Genomic DNA, 15,261 nt, shown 5'->3' on the forward strand with positions numbered 1-15,261 from the left:
CGTTTTAGGTAATTAGCTATTTAAGTTAGCTATTTATGCGAACAGAGCGCATCCGTGGATGCGCTCTGTTGTCGTGGGTGTCTTCAGAAAAGGATTTCGAGGCGGCAGTTCGTGATCACCAGCCTTCGAGCACGATTTTACCGTGCGATTTTCCGGACTCAAGCAACGCATGCGCGCGCTTGAGATTCGCTGCATTGATGGTGCCGAAGGTCTTGTCGAGCGTGGTGCGCAGCACGCCCTTGTCGATGAGGTCCGCGACGTCGTTGAGGAGGTAATGCTGCGCGATCATGTCGGGCGTCTGAAATGACGATCGCGTGAACATGGATTCCCAATGCACCGATACGGCCTTGCCCTTGAACGCGGACATGTTGAATTCCACGGGATCGTCGATCAGCCCGAGCTTGCCCTGCGGCGCGATCAGGTCAGCAAGCGTCTTGTAATGCTGTTCAGTGCCAATGAGGCTTGCGATCAATGCGACCGGCGGCAGCTTCAACCCGTCGATCTGCTGCTTCAGCGGCTTGCTGTGATCGATCACCGCATGCGCGCCGAGATCCTGGCACCACTTGATGGTCTCGGGCCGCGATGCCGTTGCCACAACCGTGAGGCCGGTGAGGCGGCGCGCGAGCTGGATGAGGATGGAGCCGACACCGCCGGCACCGCCCATGATGAGCAACGTGCGCGGGTCGTGGCTCTTGCCGGGCGCGACGCCGAGCCGATCGAAAAGCAGCTCCCAGGCGGTGATCGCGGTGAGCGGCAACGCTGCAGACTGCGCGAAGGAGAGCGAGGAGGGCATGCGGCCGACAATGCGCTCATCGACCAGATGGAACTCTGCATTGGTGCCCTGGCGCTGGATCGAGCCGGCATAGAACACCTCGTCGCCCGGCTTGAACATCGTGACGTCGGGACCGACAGCATCGACGACACCGGCAGCATCATAGCCGAGGATCTTGGTCTCGCCGGCCGTCGGCGCTGCGCGCTTGCGTACCTTGAAATCGACGGGATTGGCCGAGATGGCCTTTACCGCCACGCGGATGTCACGGCCGGTCGGTTCGGGTTTCGGAGCCTCGAAATCGACCAGCGCGTCAGCCGCGTCAATCGGGAGGGATTTGGTGTAGCCGACTGCCTTCATTGGGTGCGCTCCATAGCTCTTGGCGGGAATGTCCCGAAGAGGTGTCCCGAGGCGGCAATAATTGCAAGTACTGTCATTTCAGGGATATAGTCACCGAATGGATACTATTGGGCATTTGCGATGAAACGACGCGATTTCGGCAATGGGCCGGGCTGCCCGGTCGAGGTGACGCTCGATCTGATCGACGGCAAATGGAAGGGCGTGATCCTGTATCATCTGCAGGAGGGCAGGCTGCGTTTCGGCGAGCTGCGCAAGCTGATGCCGCGGATCACCCAGCGCATGCTGACCAAGCAGCTGCGCGCACTCGAGGTGGACGGGCTGATCGTCCGGACGGTCTATGCCGAGGTCCCGCCGCGCGTCGAATATGCGTTGTCTGAAACCGGGCTTGGATTGCGCCCGGTAATCGATGCACTCAAGAAGTGGGGCGACGCGCACAAAATGCGCCAGAAGCCGGAAGCTGCAGTATCGCGCAAGGAGACAGGAGCGGCAGGTCAGGCCGCTCCCACTGTTGTCACAAGCTAAGCGGTTCAGAAGGCGATCTGCGTCCGCATCCCATACGTATCGTAGTGCGCACCGATATTCGCTCCGGCGGCGTTGCTCTTGGCGACGCTGCCGTGCACCCAGTTGAACATGAAGCGAATGTTCGAATTGACGTACCAGTTGACGCCCAGTGTCGTGTTCTTCAATTCGCCGCCGAGGACGTTCAGGTCATTAAGCGTCATCTGGCTGTAGCGTCCGGCGATTTCCCAGGCGCCCCAGCCACCGCCCTCGTAGCTTGCGGGATTCTTCGGATTGATCCCGCCATAGGAGCCGGTCACTGGATTGTATTTGCGGCTCTCGCCGGTGACGACGTAGCTCGCCTGCGCGTAACCGCCGTTGAAATGCAGATCGGGCAGACCGTTGAGCTGGTTGACCCTGTAATCGAAATATTCGCCTTGCGCATAGAAGCTGCCGATCTGTCCGGCGGCTTCACCGCTGAATACCTGCACACCCTTGACGTTGGTGAGGAATGGATTGGCGTTGAGCAATGCGTTGGTGCCAGGATCAATCCGGAATTCGATCCGGTCGCTAAATGACGACAGCGTGTTGGTCCCGTTGACGCCGCCCGTGTCGAACAGGAACTGGGCGTCGGCGCCCAGAAGGAGCGAGCCGTTCTGATTGTTGATCGGTACGACCACGCCGCGTGCTGTCGCGCCGTATTGCGGGCGATTGCTGTGATTGGCGCCGGCAGTGGGACCCGTGGCGTAGGCGCCGAGCCACCACCAGTCGCTGTTGGTGCGCATGCCGAATGCCGAGCGCGCATCGCCCGACGCGATATTGGTCGCGACCGTTTGAGACGAAGCGCGTTCCATGAACATGATATTGTTGGAGCTCGTCGCTTCATCGAGCGTGTAGGGGACGTCGAGATAGCCGCCTTCGATATAGAGGTTCTTGATCCCCTTGTAGGTCAGGAAGGCATTCTCGAGTGAGCTCGTCGATGGGCCGTCCTGCGATCCGCCCATATCGAAAATGAGGTTGTAGTCCCAGTCTCCCGCAAACGTGCCGACCACGCCGATGCGGGCACGACGGGCATTCACCCCGTTCTGTGCAGTTTGCGGCGCGGTAAGCGCTGTGTTGGGGCGATAGTCGTAACCGCCGGCGTCGAAGTGCAGGCGGGAGGTGATGGCGACGCAGTTCAGGTTGTCGTCAGTGCAGATCGTCGGCCGGTTGCCCGGCATTTTGACGTAAGCCCCGATTGTATGGAGCAATGGTCCTTTTGTCGGATATGCGGCGCTAGCCTTGACGACGCTGACATTGGCATCGGCCTTTGCGTTCGCATTGGCGGCTGCTGTGGTATTTGCGGATGTCTGTTTCTGCAGTCGGTCGAGCTTCTGTTCCATCAGCCGGAGCTGTCGTTTGAGAAGCGCGATTTCCGCATCCGCACCTGTGGTTTCGGCTTGCGCCTGATTGGCGGCGAGCAGTCCAACGAGGCCGGCTGCGGCCCCCCATTTCGCGATCGACATGGTGTGACCCCTAGGTTGTGCAACTTTCCCAGCCTCGCGCAAACATCGTCCCTGCGAAAGTCGATTTTGTTGCTTGTGCACCGGTGTGGTTGTTCCGAGGGGGGGCGAATCGCAGGGCCAAATCGCAATCATTTGGGCTTTAGGATGTTGATCATATAGTTTCAAAAAGCGGCGAGCAGCCTCACGTTGGCAGTTCGGCATGTCCGTATAAGCCCGATGGAAGAGGCCCGGCGCGCAGCCGAATTCCTTCCGGTGCCCTTCTATTGCCCAGCTGAACGGCCTATATTCCCGGCGATTTCCTTGAGAGGCCCTGATGTTCCCTTATTTTCGCGCTGCTGCGACTGCCACTTTGTGCGCCATTGTCCTGTCGTCCGCACCCGCGCCGGCCGTCGCGCAAGATCGCCGGGTCCCGACTTCGCCCACGGAAATGAAACTGTCCTATGCGCCGATCGTGCAGCGGGTGCAGCCGGCGGTGGTGAATGTCTACGCGGCCAAGACAGTGCAGAACCGCAATCCGTTGCTGGACGATCCGATCTTCCGCCGCTTCTTCGGCGGGCAGGGCATGCAGCCGGAGCAGATGCAGCGTTCGCTCGGTTCCGGCGTGATGGTCGATGCGTCGGGCCTGGTCGTCACCAACAACCACGTCATCGAAGGGGCCGATCAGGTCAAGATCTCGCTGGCGGACAAACGCGAATTCGAAGCCGAGATTGTGCTGAAGGATAGCCGCACCGATTTGGCCGTGCTGCGCATCAAGGACACCAAAGAGAAGTTTCCGACGCTGGATTTCTCCAATTCCGACGACTTGCTGGTTGGCGATGTCGTGCTGGCCATCGGCAATCCGTTCGGTGTCGGTCAGACGGTGACACACGGCATCATCTCGGCGCTGGCACGCACGCAGGTCGGCATCACCGACTATCAGTTCTTCATCCAGACCGATGCTGCGATCAATCCCGGCAATTCCGGCGGTGCGCTGGTCGATATGACCGGCAAGCTGGTCGGTGTGAATACTGCGATCTTCTCGCGTTCCGGCGGCTCGCAGGGCATCGGCTTTGCGATCCCGGCCAACATGGTTCGCGTCGTCGTGGCCTCCGCCAAATCAGGCGGCAAGGCCGTGAAGCGTCCGTGGCTCGGCGCGCGGCTGCAGAACATCACGCCTGAGATCGCCGAGACGCTCGGCCTGAAGGCGCCGTCCGGCGCTCTGGTCGTCAATGTGACGCCGAACAGCCCGGCGGCGAAGGCCGGCCTCAAGGTCTCCGACCTGGTAACGGCGATCGATGGCCAGACCGTCGAGGATCCGAACGCGTTCGAATATCGCTTCGCGACGCGGCCGCTCGGCGGCACCGCGCAACTCGACGCACAGCGTGGCGGCAAGCCGGTGAAGCTGACCGTTGCGCTTGAGGCGGCGCCCGACACAGGCCGTGACGAGATCACACTGACGGCGCGTTCGCCATTCCAGGGCGCGAAGGTCGCCAATATCTCCCCGGCAGTCGCCGATGAACTGCGGCTGGATTCCGGCACTGAAGGCGTCGTCATTACCGAACTCGCCGATACGGCAACAGCGGCTAGCGTCGGCTTCCAGAAGGGCGATCTCATCGTCGCAGTCAACGGCATCAAGATCGGCAAGACCAGCGATCTCGATAAAGTCACGCGCGACGGCGCGCGGCTGTGGCGCATCGTCGTGGTGCGCGGCGGCCAGCAGATCAACGTTACACTCGGCGGATGAGCCCGAAACAACCCACGCCTTCTGCAAACCTGTTTGCCGCAGCCGGGCTGGAGCAGGACGCGCCGCGTCCGCTCCCGGAACGGTTGCGGCCGCGTGTGCTGTCCGATGTGGTCGGGCAGGATCACATCCTCGGGCCCGACGGTGCGCTGACGCGCATGCTGGAAACCCGTACATTGGGCTCCCTGGTGTTCTGGGGACCGCCCGGTACCGGCAAGACCACGGTGGCGCGCTTGCTCGCCGATGCCACCGAATTACAATTCGAGCAGATTTCTGCGGTGTTCTCCGGCGTCGCCGATCTCAAGAAAGTATTCGAAGCCGCACGCGCCCGCCGCGAGATGGGCAAAGGCACGCTGTTGTTCGTCGACGAGGTGCATCGCTTCAACAAGGCGCAGCAGGATTCGTTCTTGCCAGTGATGGAAGACGGCACCGTGGTGCTCGTTGGCGCCACGACCGAGAACCCATCCTTCGAGCTCAACGCCGCTCTGCTGTCGCGTTCGCGCGTGCTGGTATTTCAATCGCTGGATGCGGCGGCGATCGAGAAGCTGTTTGCAAACGCGGAGAAGATCGAAGGCCGGCCGCTGCCGCTCGATGCCGAGGCGCGCGCCGTACTGGTGCGCATGGCCGATGGCGATGGGCGCGCCGCGCTGACGCTGGTCGAGGAAGTCTGGCGCGCCGCACGGACCAATGAAGTGTTCAACGCGGCGCAATTGCAGGACATCCTGCAACGCCGCGCGCCGATCTACGACAAGTCGGCCGATGGTCACTACAATCTGATCTCGGCGCTGCACAAGTCGGTACGCGGCAGCGATCCCGACGCCGCGCTGTATTACCTGTGCCGGATGCTCGATGCCGGCGAGGATCCTCTGTTTCTGGCGCGCCGCGTGGTGCGAATGGCGGTAGAAGACATCGGCCTTGCCGATCCGCAGGCGCTGGTGATCTGCAATGCCGCCAAGGATGCCTATGATTTCCTCGGCCATCCCGAAGGTGAACTCGCCATCGCGCAGGCCGTGATCTACATCGCCACCGCGCCGAAATCGAATGCCGCCTATACGGCCTACAAGGCCGCGATGCGGGCCGCGAAAGAGGGCGGCTCGCTGCTGCCACCGAAGCACATCCTGAACTCGCCGACCAAGCTGATGAAGTCCGAAGGCTATGGCGAGGGATACCAATATGACCACGACACGCCAGAAGGTTTCTCCGGGCAAGACTATTTCCCGGAAGCCTTGGGGCGGCAGACCTTCTATGATCCGCCGGAACGCGGGTTCGAGCGCGAGATTCGCAAGCGGCTGGATTACTGGACCAGACTGAGGAACGAGAGACAATCATGAGCCGTCGCGACAAGAAGCCTCTCGCCAAGCGTGGTCCCGGTGGTGAGCGCAGCAAGGCGCCGCGAGGCAAGGGCGCCGCACCGAAACGCGCTGCCTCCAAGGCCGCCCCCTCGAAGGGCGAGCGGCCGTCATTCGGCAAGGCTGGCCGCGTGAGCAGTGATCGCCCGATGAGCGCGCGTCCGCCGCGTGCGCGCGCAGGTGAACATTCCGAGTGGTCCGAGCGGCCGGAGCGGTCCGAACGCCCTCAGCGTGCCGAACGAGCCGAGCGCTTCGATGCGCCGCAGCGGTCCGAGCGACCAGGCAGCAAGCGTCCACCAAGCTCACGTCCTGCCAGTTCGCGTCCGGGCGGCAAGCCCGCGCCGCGCTATGGCAACGCGCCGCTGCGTGAGCCGCGGATGCCCGCGCCCTATCTCGATGAAGAGCCGGCAAAGCCGGAAGTTGCGCCAGCGCCGTTGCCCACCGCCGTGCAGAACGTCATCGTCACGCCGGACGAGAACGGCATGCGCGTCGATCGCTTTCTCGAAGCGCATTTCCCCGGCCTGTCATTTTCCCATATCCAGCGCATCGTCCGTAAGGGCGAGCTGCGCGTGAACGGCAAGCGCGCCGACAGCAAGGATCGGCTGGAAGAGGGACAGACCGTCCGCATTCCGCCCCTGAAGCTCGATGCGCCCAAGGTCGTCGGTGAACTCTCGGAGGCTGCCAACAAGACTCTGCAGGCGCTCAAGGAGATGACGATCTACGAGGACGCCGACGTCATGGTGTTGAACAAGCCTGCCGGTCTTGCGGTGCAGGGCGGTTCAGGCATGACGCGTCACGTCGACATGATGCTGGAAGTGATGCGCGACGCCAAGGGACAGAAGCCGCGCCTGGTGCACCGTCTCGACCGTGAAACGTCGGGCTGCCTGTTGATCGCCAAAACGCGCTTCGCCGCCACCAAACTCACCGGCGCGTTCCGCGAACGCTCTGCGCGAAAAATCTACTGGGCTCTGGTTGCCGGCGTGCCGAAGCCGAAGCAGGGCCGCATCTCGACCTATCTGGCCAAGGAAGAGAACGAGGAAGACACCATCATGCGCGTCGCCAAGCATGGCGACGAAGGCGCAAGCCACGCGGTGACGTATTACGCAGTGGTGGAAACCTCGGCGCAGAAACTCGCCTGGGTCTCGCTGAAGCCGGTGACAGGACGTACGCATCAGTTGCGCGCGCATATGGCGCATATCGGCCACGCCATCGTCGGCGACCCGAAATATTTCAACATCGAGAACTGGCAGTTGCCGGGCGGCATCCAGAAGCGCCTGCACCTGCTGGCGCGCCGCATCGTGATCCCGCATCCGCGTGGCGGCGTGATCGATGCGACGGCGCCGCTGCCGCCGCATATGCTGCAATCGTGGAACTTGCTCGGTCTCGAACACGACCGGTTCGATCCGATCGAGAACGCACCGGAAGAGTAGGGCGTTGTCGGGCTCCGACAACATCCCGTGCGCGACGTCGGCAACCGCCGAGGCGCCCGATTTCGACGCCGCGTTTCGCGCGCGTCTGCATGATCTGTTTGTGTGGCGTCGCGATATCAGGCGCTTCAAGTCCGATCCACTGCCTGCGGGCTTTCTCGATCGCCTGCTCGATACTGCGTGCCTCGCGCCTTCGGTGGGCCTGAGCCAGCCATGGCGCTTCGTCATCGTCGATGATGCGTCGCGCCGTCAGGCGGTGCTGGAGAATTTCAGCGCCTGCAATGCCGAGGCATTAAGCGCCTATACCGGCGATCTCGCGCAGAACTATGCGACGCTCAAGCTCGCCGGCCTGCGCGAAGCGCCATGCCACCTCGCGGTATTTGCAGACCACGCGACGGAGGTCGGCCATGGCCTCGGCCGCCGCACCATGCCGGAGATGGCGGATTATTCGGTGGTGACGGCGATTGCGACCATGTGGCTCGCCGCGCGCGCCGAAGGCATCGGCATGGGCTGGGTCTCGATCCTCGACCCTGCCGCGATCGCAGTGACCCTCGATATACCTCGTGACTGGCGGTTGATCGGCTATTTCTGCATCGGTTATCCGGAGATCGACGACGATCGGCCGGAACTCGAGCGCGCCGGATGGGAGCGCCGTCATTCGGCGGCGGATCACATTGTCCGGCGCTGATACTTGATGTGGTGCGGGATCGTGACAACATGAGACCGATGAGACATCGCTCCATGCCATTCGCTGTGTTGGTCGCCGTTGTTGCGGCGCTTTCTGCTGCGCCTGTATTCGCACAGGTTATCGGAGTGCCTGGCAACCCGGCGCTGATCACGCCGTTGCCGCCTGCACCGCCGCCGCCGCGGATCGAGGTACCTGTCGTGCCGCAACTGGGCGATCTGCCACGACAACAGAATGTGCCGCAGGCGCGGCGCTCCTTCAGTGATCGCATCACCGACTGTCTCCAGGACGGAGCCGCAGCGGGACTCACCCCGAGTGATCGTGCGACCTATTCGCGGGCTTGCGCCAATCGCTGACACGGGCGATTTGATCTCGCGTGGCGCCCGTCTGTCGCGTAAATTGACGGCTGGCGAACAGGGATTGAGATCATCGATGCGTGAATTGTTTGACGAAGTGTACGGCCAGTCGCAGCTCGATCCGCAAGAGGCGGTGCGACGGTCGACGCGTGGTCCGCAGCGCAAGCGGTTCTACAAGACCGTCGGCTTCAGCGAAACACCGGACGGCTATGCCATCATGCTCGACGACAAGACCGTACGCACGCCGTCGCGCCATCCGCTGGTCGTTCCTGCGCGCGCCATTGCCGAGGTCATGGTTGCGGAATGGGATGCACAGCAGGATGTCATTGATCCAACGAGCATGCCGGTGACGCGCTTGGCCAACAGCGTGATCGATGCGATCCGCGATGAGGCACAGACCCAGGCGGTGGCTGACGATATCACCAAATACTTCAGCACCGATCTGCTATTCTATCGCGCGGGCTATCCCGAGGCGCTTATCGCGCGCGAGGCTGCGGCATGGGACCCTGTCTTGTTCTGGGCTGCCGATGATCTTGGCGCGCATTTTATCCTGGCTGAGGGCATCGTGCATGTCAGCCAGCCCGAACAGGCCATCGCATCTGCCCGTGCGGCGCTGCCGAGCGATCCATGGGCAATCGCCGCGCTGCATCTGGTGACGACCATCACCGGCTCGGCGCTGCTCGCGCTGGCGCTGCTCCATGGCCAGCTCAATGCTGATCAGGTCTGGACCGCTGCCTTTGTCGACGAGGACTGGAATATCGAGAAGTGGGGCCTCGACGAGGAAGTCGCGGCGCGGCGTGCGGCGCGGCAGGTGGACTTCAAGGCCGCCGTGCTGGTGCTGAAGGCGGTCGTTCCGTCAGCAGGTTAATTGGAAGTTAACGACCGTTAACTAGCGTAGCGGCACCATTATCCGGTGCCGCTCACCATGCCGATTGCCGTCAATTCGATCTTACCGGTTGTCTCCGCGCAGGGCGTGGCGAGCGAAGTCGCGTTTCAGCCCGGCAGCGTGATTGCCGGCCGGGTGCTGTCGGTCTCGCCGGACAATCAGGTCCGTATCGCCATCGGGCACAGCACGATCGACGTGCAGTCGCAGGTGCCGTTGCAGGCCGGGCAGGTGCTGCAATTCGCAGTGTCGAAGACGGACAATGGCAATGTCCAGCTTGCCATCGTCACACCGCAGAATACAGGTGCGGGGCAGGCGGGCGGTACGTCCTCCGGCGACGTGACCCTCGCGCCAGACCTGCCGATCAATCTCGCCAATGCCATCGCGACCTCCAAGATCCAGCTGACATCGCTGGAAGCACAGGCGGTCTCCACCGCCACGCAAAGTGCCGTGACGCAGCAGGCGAGCCTGGCGACGCTGTTTGCCAATCTCGGTGTCGCCACTTCGTTGAAGGGCCTGCCGCAGCAGTTGCAGCAGGCGGTTGCGCAGGTCTTGGCGCAGCGTCCGCCGCTTGACGCCCAGCTCACCGGCGAGGAAGTCAAATCGGCATTCCAGAATTCCGGTCTGTTTCTGGAGGCGTCGCTGGCCAAGGGATCGCTGCCGCAAGGCGGGCTGCCCGACATGAAAGCGGCATTGATCGTGTTGCGTCAGGCGTTGGCCACGACGCTCGCCACCGCGAGTCCAATTCAGAGCCCGACGCCAGCACCGGCGAATGCAGCGACACCGGTGGCTACGCCGGAGCAGCCAGCATTGGCATTGGCAAATGCGCTCCCCAATGCCGCGGCGCAGATCACGACACAGCAGGCGCAAGTCGCTGCAGCGACAGTGGTCATGCTGCCTAAGGCGAACATCAAGAACGATCCGCTGCAGCAGGCTGGACTTCTCGCCTCAGACGAGCACGTGCTCGATGTCCCGGCTCAGACCGCACAGGCGGTGGCAAAACCCGCCGAAGCGGCTGTACGCCTGGTGACCAACGGCGCAGCCCTTAATCTGCTTCGTGAAGCGCTGCAGGCGGCGCCTAAGGGCATGGGCAGCGCGGCATCGCTGGTGTTCGACGACAGTATGATGATGGATCTGTTGCCCGCTGCGAAGGCGCCAGCGGGCCAGCAGGGTACTGAGACGAACGTCGCACGCAATACCTTGCCGCCACCGCCGTTGCGCGGTGGGCTGCCGACGGCGCAGCCCATGGCTCTGCCGACGCTCCCGGCAAATGCGCCGCTGGATGCGGCTGTGCATCATCTCCTTGCGGATACCGATGCCGCGCTGGCGCGCCAGACACTGTTGCAGGTGGCATCGCTGCCTGATCGGGCGGATGGCCTTGCCGCGCCGCGGCTCGATCAGGCATCGCCGCGCTGGAGTTTCGAAATTCCGTTTGCGGTGCCGGCTGGCACAGCCATGGCACAGTTCGAGATTTCGCGTGACGGTGGCACTGGCAGTGGGGCTGAAGCGGCCAAGCAGGTCTGGCGTGCGCGCTTCTCGCTCGATGTCGAGCCCGCCGGCCCGGTGCATGCGCTGGTCTCGCTGACCGGCGACAAGACGTCGGTGCGGATGTGGGCCGAGCGTCCTGCCACGGCACTGCAGTTGCAGGCCAGTACCGCGCAACTCAATCAGGCGCTGATCCGTGCCAATCTGCAGCCGGGCGCCATCGTTGTGCGCGAGGGTGCACCGGTGCAGCCCGCGCCCGCGTCGGCGGGGCATTTCCTGGATCGTGCGCTATGATCGTGCAGCCCAAAAGATCGCTCGCCGTAGCACTGCATTACGACAAGACCGGCGCACCTGTTGTCACCGCGAAAGGCAAGGGCGCGATCGGTGAGAAGATCATCGAGGTCGCCAAGGCCCACGACATTCCGATCGAGGAAAACGAAGTGCTGGCCGGAGCGCTCTCCAATGTCGAACTCGGCGACGAGATTCCGGCCGAACTCTACAAGGCCGTTGCCGAAGTGCTCGTCTTCGTGCTGCGGCTGTCGGGCCGCGCGCACTAGCTGCATCACTCGGCTGCGAAACATATCGGATCGTTGAGTTGTTCTGCGCCGGCCTTTCGAGGCTGGTGATCTCGCATCCGCCAGCTATCAACCCTCAGTGCGGCCGGTGGTAGATTTGTTGCTGCGCATTTCCTATCGTGTACAAGCTGATTCTTGCCAAGCTCGCGCTTTGTGCAACGATGAAAATTGAACAGGCGCATGCTCGCCTACGCTGTTGGAATGGGGGATCATGTGCGCGAGATGCTAAATCCGAACGCTCCGCATCATCTGCCTGGCTTCATCACTGCTCCCGGCGAGACTGACACGCTCATGGTTGTGATCGGAATCGTTCTGATCGGCTCCATCTTGATGGTCGGCAATCTGTATCTGCGCCTGCACAGCATGCCGGAGCGCATGGCGCACAAGTCGCAGAAGCTGCAGTTTGAAATCGTGGCCGTGTTGGGTTTGATCGCATTGTTCACCCACAACCATCTATTCTGGATAATCGGGCTGTTGCTGGCGATGATTGATCTGCCGGATTTCAGCACGCCATTGCGCAGTATCGCAGGATCGGTGCGGAAGATTGCCGACGGCGATGCTGCCAGCGATCCCGTCGAATCTTCCAGTGAACCACCACCGCTCCTCACCGCGGTGGAAACATCGAGCCGTCCCCGCGAAGCCGGAGGGCACGGTCATGTTTGAGCTTCTCCTCTGCTCACTGCTGACGGTCTTTCCGGATTATCTCTATCGCCGCTACGCACAAGGCAAGCGCCTCGGCCGGGAGATCACGTTCTATTCGGTCTGGTTCGAACTCAGGTGGGGAATCACGGCCTGCGTGATGCTGACGGTCGCTCTGATCACCGTCATTTTCTATTTTCATCCATCGACGACAAGCGCGACCTTGTTCTATCGGACCGTGCCGATTCTTCCCGAGACCAATGGCCGGGTGGCGGAGGTGCACGTTCAGTTCAGTGCCCCGGTCAGGAAAGGCGACGTGATCTTCCGGCTCGATAACGCCAAGCAGGAAGCGTCGATGGAGACCGTGCGGCGCAAGATTGCCGAAATCGATGCAGCCATGCTGGCGGCGCAGGCCGATATTCTGAAGGCCGAAGGACAGGCGCAGGAAGCCAAGGGATCCTTTCAGCAAGCATCGGATGAACTCGATACCAAACGTGAGTTGCAGAAGCGCAATCCCGGGATGGTGCCGCAACGTGATATCGAGAAACTCGAGGTGCTGCTCGCAAGCCGCCAGGGAACACTCGACGCTGCCATGGCTGCGCGACAATCCGCGATGACACGTGTCACCGCGCTGTTGCCGGCGGAGAAGGCCAGCGCGCAGGCGGCACTTGCGGAGGCGCAGGTCGATCTCGACAAGACGTTCGTTCGCGCAGGCGTCGACGGACGCGTCGAGCAGTTTACGCTTCGCGTTGGCGATGTCGTCAATCCGGTCATGCGATCAGCGGGCATTCTCATTCCCGCGAATGCGGGCCGCGCGCTCTCGGCAGGGTTTGGGCAGATTGAAGCGCAGGTGATGAAAGTGGGCATGGTTGCCGAGGCGATCTGTATTTCGAGGCCATGGACCGTCATCCCGATGGTGGTGACCGGCGTACAGGACTATATCGCGGCCGGTCAGTTCCGTGGCGGCGACCAGTTGGTGGAAGCGCAGCAAGTCCGCGCGCCGGGCACCATCCTCACATTCCTGGAGCCGATCTATCCAGGTGGCCTTGACGGCGTGACACCTGGCAGCAGCTGTATCGTCAACGCCTATACAAGCAATCATGACGCCATCGCCGCGAAGGGAATCGGCACTTTCAAGTGGCTGGCGCTGCATGTTGTCGACGCCGTCGGGCTCGTCCACGCAATGTTGCTGCGTATCCAGGCGTTGTTGCTTCCAGTCAAGACACTGGTGATGGGTGGCCACTGAGCTCAGCATGTCCTGTCATGCTGCTGGCGAGGGCGGAGGAGAGCACGCCGCCCGGCAAGGAGGCGCCGTTCAAGCCGGGCGAGCCGTGAGGTCGTGTATCAGGCAGCCTTGATCGGGTTGCCCGTGGTGGGGTTTTCCACGGCGGCCGTGTTGGTGGCCGATGTGGTCGCATCCTTGCCGATGCGGCCGAGATGGGTGAAGCGGAAACCGGCATCATATTTCAGCCCATAGCCGAGCGCGCGATCGAAGCCGATATGGGCAAACCAGACCAGGGAGATCGAACCCGCGATCGGCTCGGCGGTGGCGATACCGGCGAGAGCGAGCAGCAGTGGCGCGATGGTCGCATGCATCAGATTATAGACGCCTGCGCCGATCCGCGGGCCCGCCAGATAGGCCAGCATGCTGAGGTCCGGGACAAAGAAAAACAGCGCATAGACCTGCCAGGGTCCGCCCGAGATCCAGTAAAACAGCGTCATCCCGATAAAGAGCGCCGCGCCTTCCCAGCGCAGCAGGTCGCGTACGCCACCCGTGGCTGCACCACTGTTCTCATTGATCACGATATTGGCCATCCTGCGCCTCCCTTGTCTGACCCCGATATAGGCAGGATCGCCGCCGGCGCCATGCGATTTTGGGGGATTCAACCCTTCCCGATGGGCGTTTCCACCGCCGAAAACCCCATGCTAGAACCTCGCCCAAACCCTGCGGCCCAGGTGGCCGACGAGCAGGCGATAACACGTGACATTGACGGGCTGGAGCACATGAAAGACATCCTGGACACCCTCGAAGCGCGCCGTGCCGGCGCCAAGCTCGGCGGCGGCGAGGCGCGCATCGAGGCGCAGCACAAACGCGGCAAGCTGACCGCCCGCGAGCGCATCGAGCTGCTGCTCGACAAGGGGTCTTTCGAGGAATTCGACATGTTCGTCGAACACCGCTCCGTGGAATTTGGCATGGACAAGTCCAAGATTCCCGGCGACGGCGTCGTCACCGGCTGGGGCACCGTGAACGGCCGCAAGACCTTCGTCTTCGCCAAGGACTTTACCGTGTTCGGTGGCTCGCTGTCCGAGACCCATGCGCTCAAGATCACCAAGCTGCAGGATATGGCGATGAAGGCGCGGGCGCCGATCATCGGCCTCTATGACGCCGGAGGCGCGCGCATCCAGGAGGGCGTCGCGGCGCTCGCCGGTTACTCCTATGTGTTCCGCCGTAACGTGCAGGCCTCGGGCGTGATCCCGCAGATCTCCGTCATCATGGGCCCGTGCGCTGGCGGCGACGTCTATTCGCCGGCCATGACCGACTTCATCTTCATGGTGAAGAACACCAGCTACATGTTCGTCACCGGTCCCGATGTGGTGAAGACCGTCACCAACGAAGTCGTCACTGCCGAAGAGCTCGGCGGCGCCAGCGTGCATGCGACGAAGTCCTCGATCGCCGACGGCGCCTTCGAGAACGATGTCGAGACGTTGTTGCAGATGCGCCGGCTTATCGATTTCCTGCCGGCCAACAACACCGAAGGCGTGCCGGAATGGCCGAGCTTCGACGACATCGAGCGCACCGACCTGTCGCTCGACACGCTGATCCCCGACAATCCCAACAAGCCCTATGACATGAAGGAGTTGATCCTGAAGGTCGTGGACGAGGGTGACTTCTTCGAGATCGCGGAAACCTTTGCCAAGAACATCGTCACGGGTTTCGGCCGCATCGCCGGCAAGACCGTGGGCTTCGTCGCCAACCAGCCGATGGTGCTGGCCGGCGTGCTCGACAGCG

15 protein-coding genes are annotated in these 15,261 nt (G+C 62.4%); 12 read left to right on the forward strand and 3 right to left on the reverse strand.

Translation table 11 applies throughout. The annotated features are described in order from the left end of the window. Nucleotides 1–115: 115 nt before the first annotated feature. Complete coding sequence (locus tag ACEK02_RS29090; protein WP_371424920.1) at nucleotides 116–1,129, reverse strand: zinc-binding alcohol dehydrogenase family protein; 1,014 nt, start codon at nucleotides 1,127–1,129, stop codon at nucleotides 116–118. A gap of 120 nt (nucleotides 1,130–1,249) precedes the next feature. On the opposite strand from ACEK02_RS29090, the gene ACEK02_RS29095 reads away from it, so the two are divergent. Beyond that, complete coding sequence (locus tag ACEK02_RS29095; RefSeq protein WP_371424921.1) at nucleotides 1,250–1,651, forward strand: winged helix-turn-helix transcriptional regulator; 402 nt, start codon at nucleotides 1,250–1,252, stop codon at nucleotides 1,649–1,651. Nucleotides 1,652–1,656: 5 nt separating this feature from the next. Here ACEK02_RS29095 and ACEK02_RS29100 read toward each other — a convergent pair whose 3' ends face one another. Beyond that, nucleotides 1,657–3,132: an OprO/OprP family phosphate-selective porin gene (locus tag ACEK02_RS29100; RefSeq protein WP_371424922.1), complete on the reverse strand. Its 1,476-nt coding sequence runs from the start codon at nucleotides 3,130–3,132 to the stop codon at nucleotides 1,657–1,659. 313 nt (nucleotides 3,133–3,445) lie between these two features. Between ACEK02_RS29100 and ACEK02_RS29105 the strand changes: the two genes are divergently transcribed. The 10 genes from ACEK02_RS29105 to ACEK02_RS29150 all read left to right on the forward strand — a co-directional run bounded on the left by ACEK02_RS29105 (nucleotide 3,446) and on the right by ACEK02_RS29150 (nucleotide 13,497). Then, on the forward strand, nucleotides 3,446–4,855 hold the full coding sequence (locus ACEK02_RS29105) for a DegQ family serine endoprotease (protein WP_371424923.1): 1,410 nt from the start codon (nucleotides 3,446–3,448) through the stop codon (nucleotides 4,853–4,855). Next, nucleotides 4,852–6,183 (forward strand): replication-associated recombination protein A, encoded by a 1,332-nt coding sequence (locus ACEK02_RS29110; protein WP_371424924.1) that lies wholly within the window; start codon nucleotides 4,852–4,854, stop codon nucleotides 6,181–6,183. Before ACEK02_RS29105 ends, ACEK02_RS29110 begins: the two co-directional genes overlap by 4 nt. Further along, nucleotides 6,180–7,631, forward strand: a complete 1,452-nt coding sequence (locus tag ACEK02_RS29115; RefSeq protein ID WP_371424925.1) for an RluA family pseudouridine synthase — start codon at nucleotides 6,180–6,182, stop codon at nucleotides 7,629–7,631. Before ACEK02_RS29110 ends, ACEK02_RS29115 begins: the two co-directional genes overlap by 4 nt. Nucleotides 7,632–7,635: 4 nt before the next feature. Then, nucleotides 7,636–8,316, forward strand: a complete 681-nt coding sequence (gene bluB, locus ACEK02_RS29120) for a 5,6-dimethylbenzimidazole synthase (protein ID WP_371424926.1) — start codon at nucleotides 7,636–7,638, stop codon at nucleotides 8,314–8,316. Between the two features lie 53 nt (nucleotides 8,317–8,369). Next, on the forward strand, nucleotides 8,370–8,669 hold the full coding sequence (locus tag ACEK02_RS29125; protein ID WP_371424927.1) for a hypothetical protein: 300 nt from the start codon (nucleotides 8,370–8,372) through the stop codon (nucleotides 8,667–8,669). A 76-nt stretch (nucleotides 8,670–8,745) separates the two neighbouring features. Continuing rightward, a complete protein-coding gene (locus ACEK02_RS29130; RefSeq protein WP_371424928.1) occupies nucleotides 8,746–9,537 on the forward strand; it encodes an ATP12 family chaperone protein in 792 nt (263 codons plus the stop codon). A 57-nt stretch (nucleotides 9,538–9,594) separates the two neighbouring features. Continuing rightward, entirely contained in the window at nucleotides 9,595–11,331 is a 1,737-nt protein-coding gene (locus ACEK02_RS29135) for a flagellar hook-length control protein FliK (protein WP_371424929.1), read from the forward strand. Then, nucleotides 11,328–11,594 (forward strand): EscU/YscU/HrcU family type III secretion system export apparatus switch protein, encoded by a 267-nt coding sequence (locus tag ACEK02_RS29140; protein ID WP_120291960.1) that lies wholly within the window; start codon nucleotides 11,328–11,330, stop codon nucleotides 11,592–11,594. Before ACEK02_RS29135 ends, ACEK02_RS29140 begins: the two co-directional genes overlap by 4 nt. Nucleotides 11,595–11,792: 198 nt before the next feature. Further along, complete coding sequence (locus ACEK02_RS29145; RefSeq protein WP_371424930.1) at nucleotides 11,793–12,275, forward strand: hypothetical protein; 483 nt, start codon at nucleotides 11,793–11,795, stop codon at nucleotides 12,273–12,275. Further along, on the forward strand, nucleotides 12,268–13,497 hold the full coding sequence (locus ACEK02_RS29150) for an HlyD family secretion protein (protein ID WP_371424931.1): 1,230 nt from the start codon (nucleotides 12,268–12,270) through the stop codon (nucleotides 13,495–13,497). The genes ACEK02_RS29145 and ACEK02_RS29150 overlap by 8 nt, the downstream gene beginning before the upstream one ends. Nucleotides 13,498–13,595: 98 nt before the next feature. Here the strand turns inward: ACEK02_RS29150 and ACEK02_RS29155 are convergent, their stop codons facing one another. Then, the gene (locus tag ACEK02_RS29155) at nucleotides 13,596–14,066 is read right to left on the reverse strand and encodes a DUF4260 domain-containing protein (RefSeq protein ID WP_371424932.1); all 471 of its coding nucleotides are present in this window, start codon (nucleotides 14,064–14,066) and stop codon (nucleotides 13,596–13,598) included. Between the two features lie 189 nt (nucleotides 14,067–14,255). On the opposite strand from ACEK02_RS29155, the gene ACEK02_RS29160 reads away from it, so the two are divergent. Next, nucleotides 14,256–15,261, forward strand: a 1,006-nt coding sequence (locus ACEK02_RS29160) for an acyl-CoA carboxylase subunit beta (RefSeq protein WP_371424933.1), incomplete at its 3' end; no start/stop codon positions are given.

This window comes from Tardiphaga sp. (genome assembly GCF_041424195.1).
Classification (GTDB): Bacteria; Pseudomonadota; Alphaproteobacteria; order Rhizobiales; family Xanthobacteraceae; genus Tardiphaga.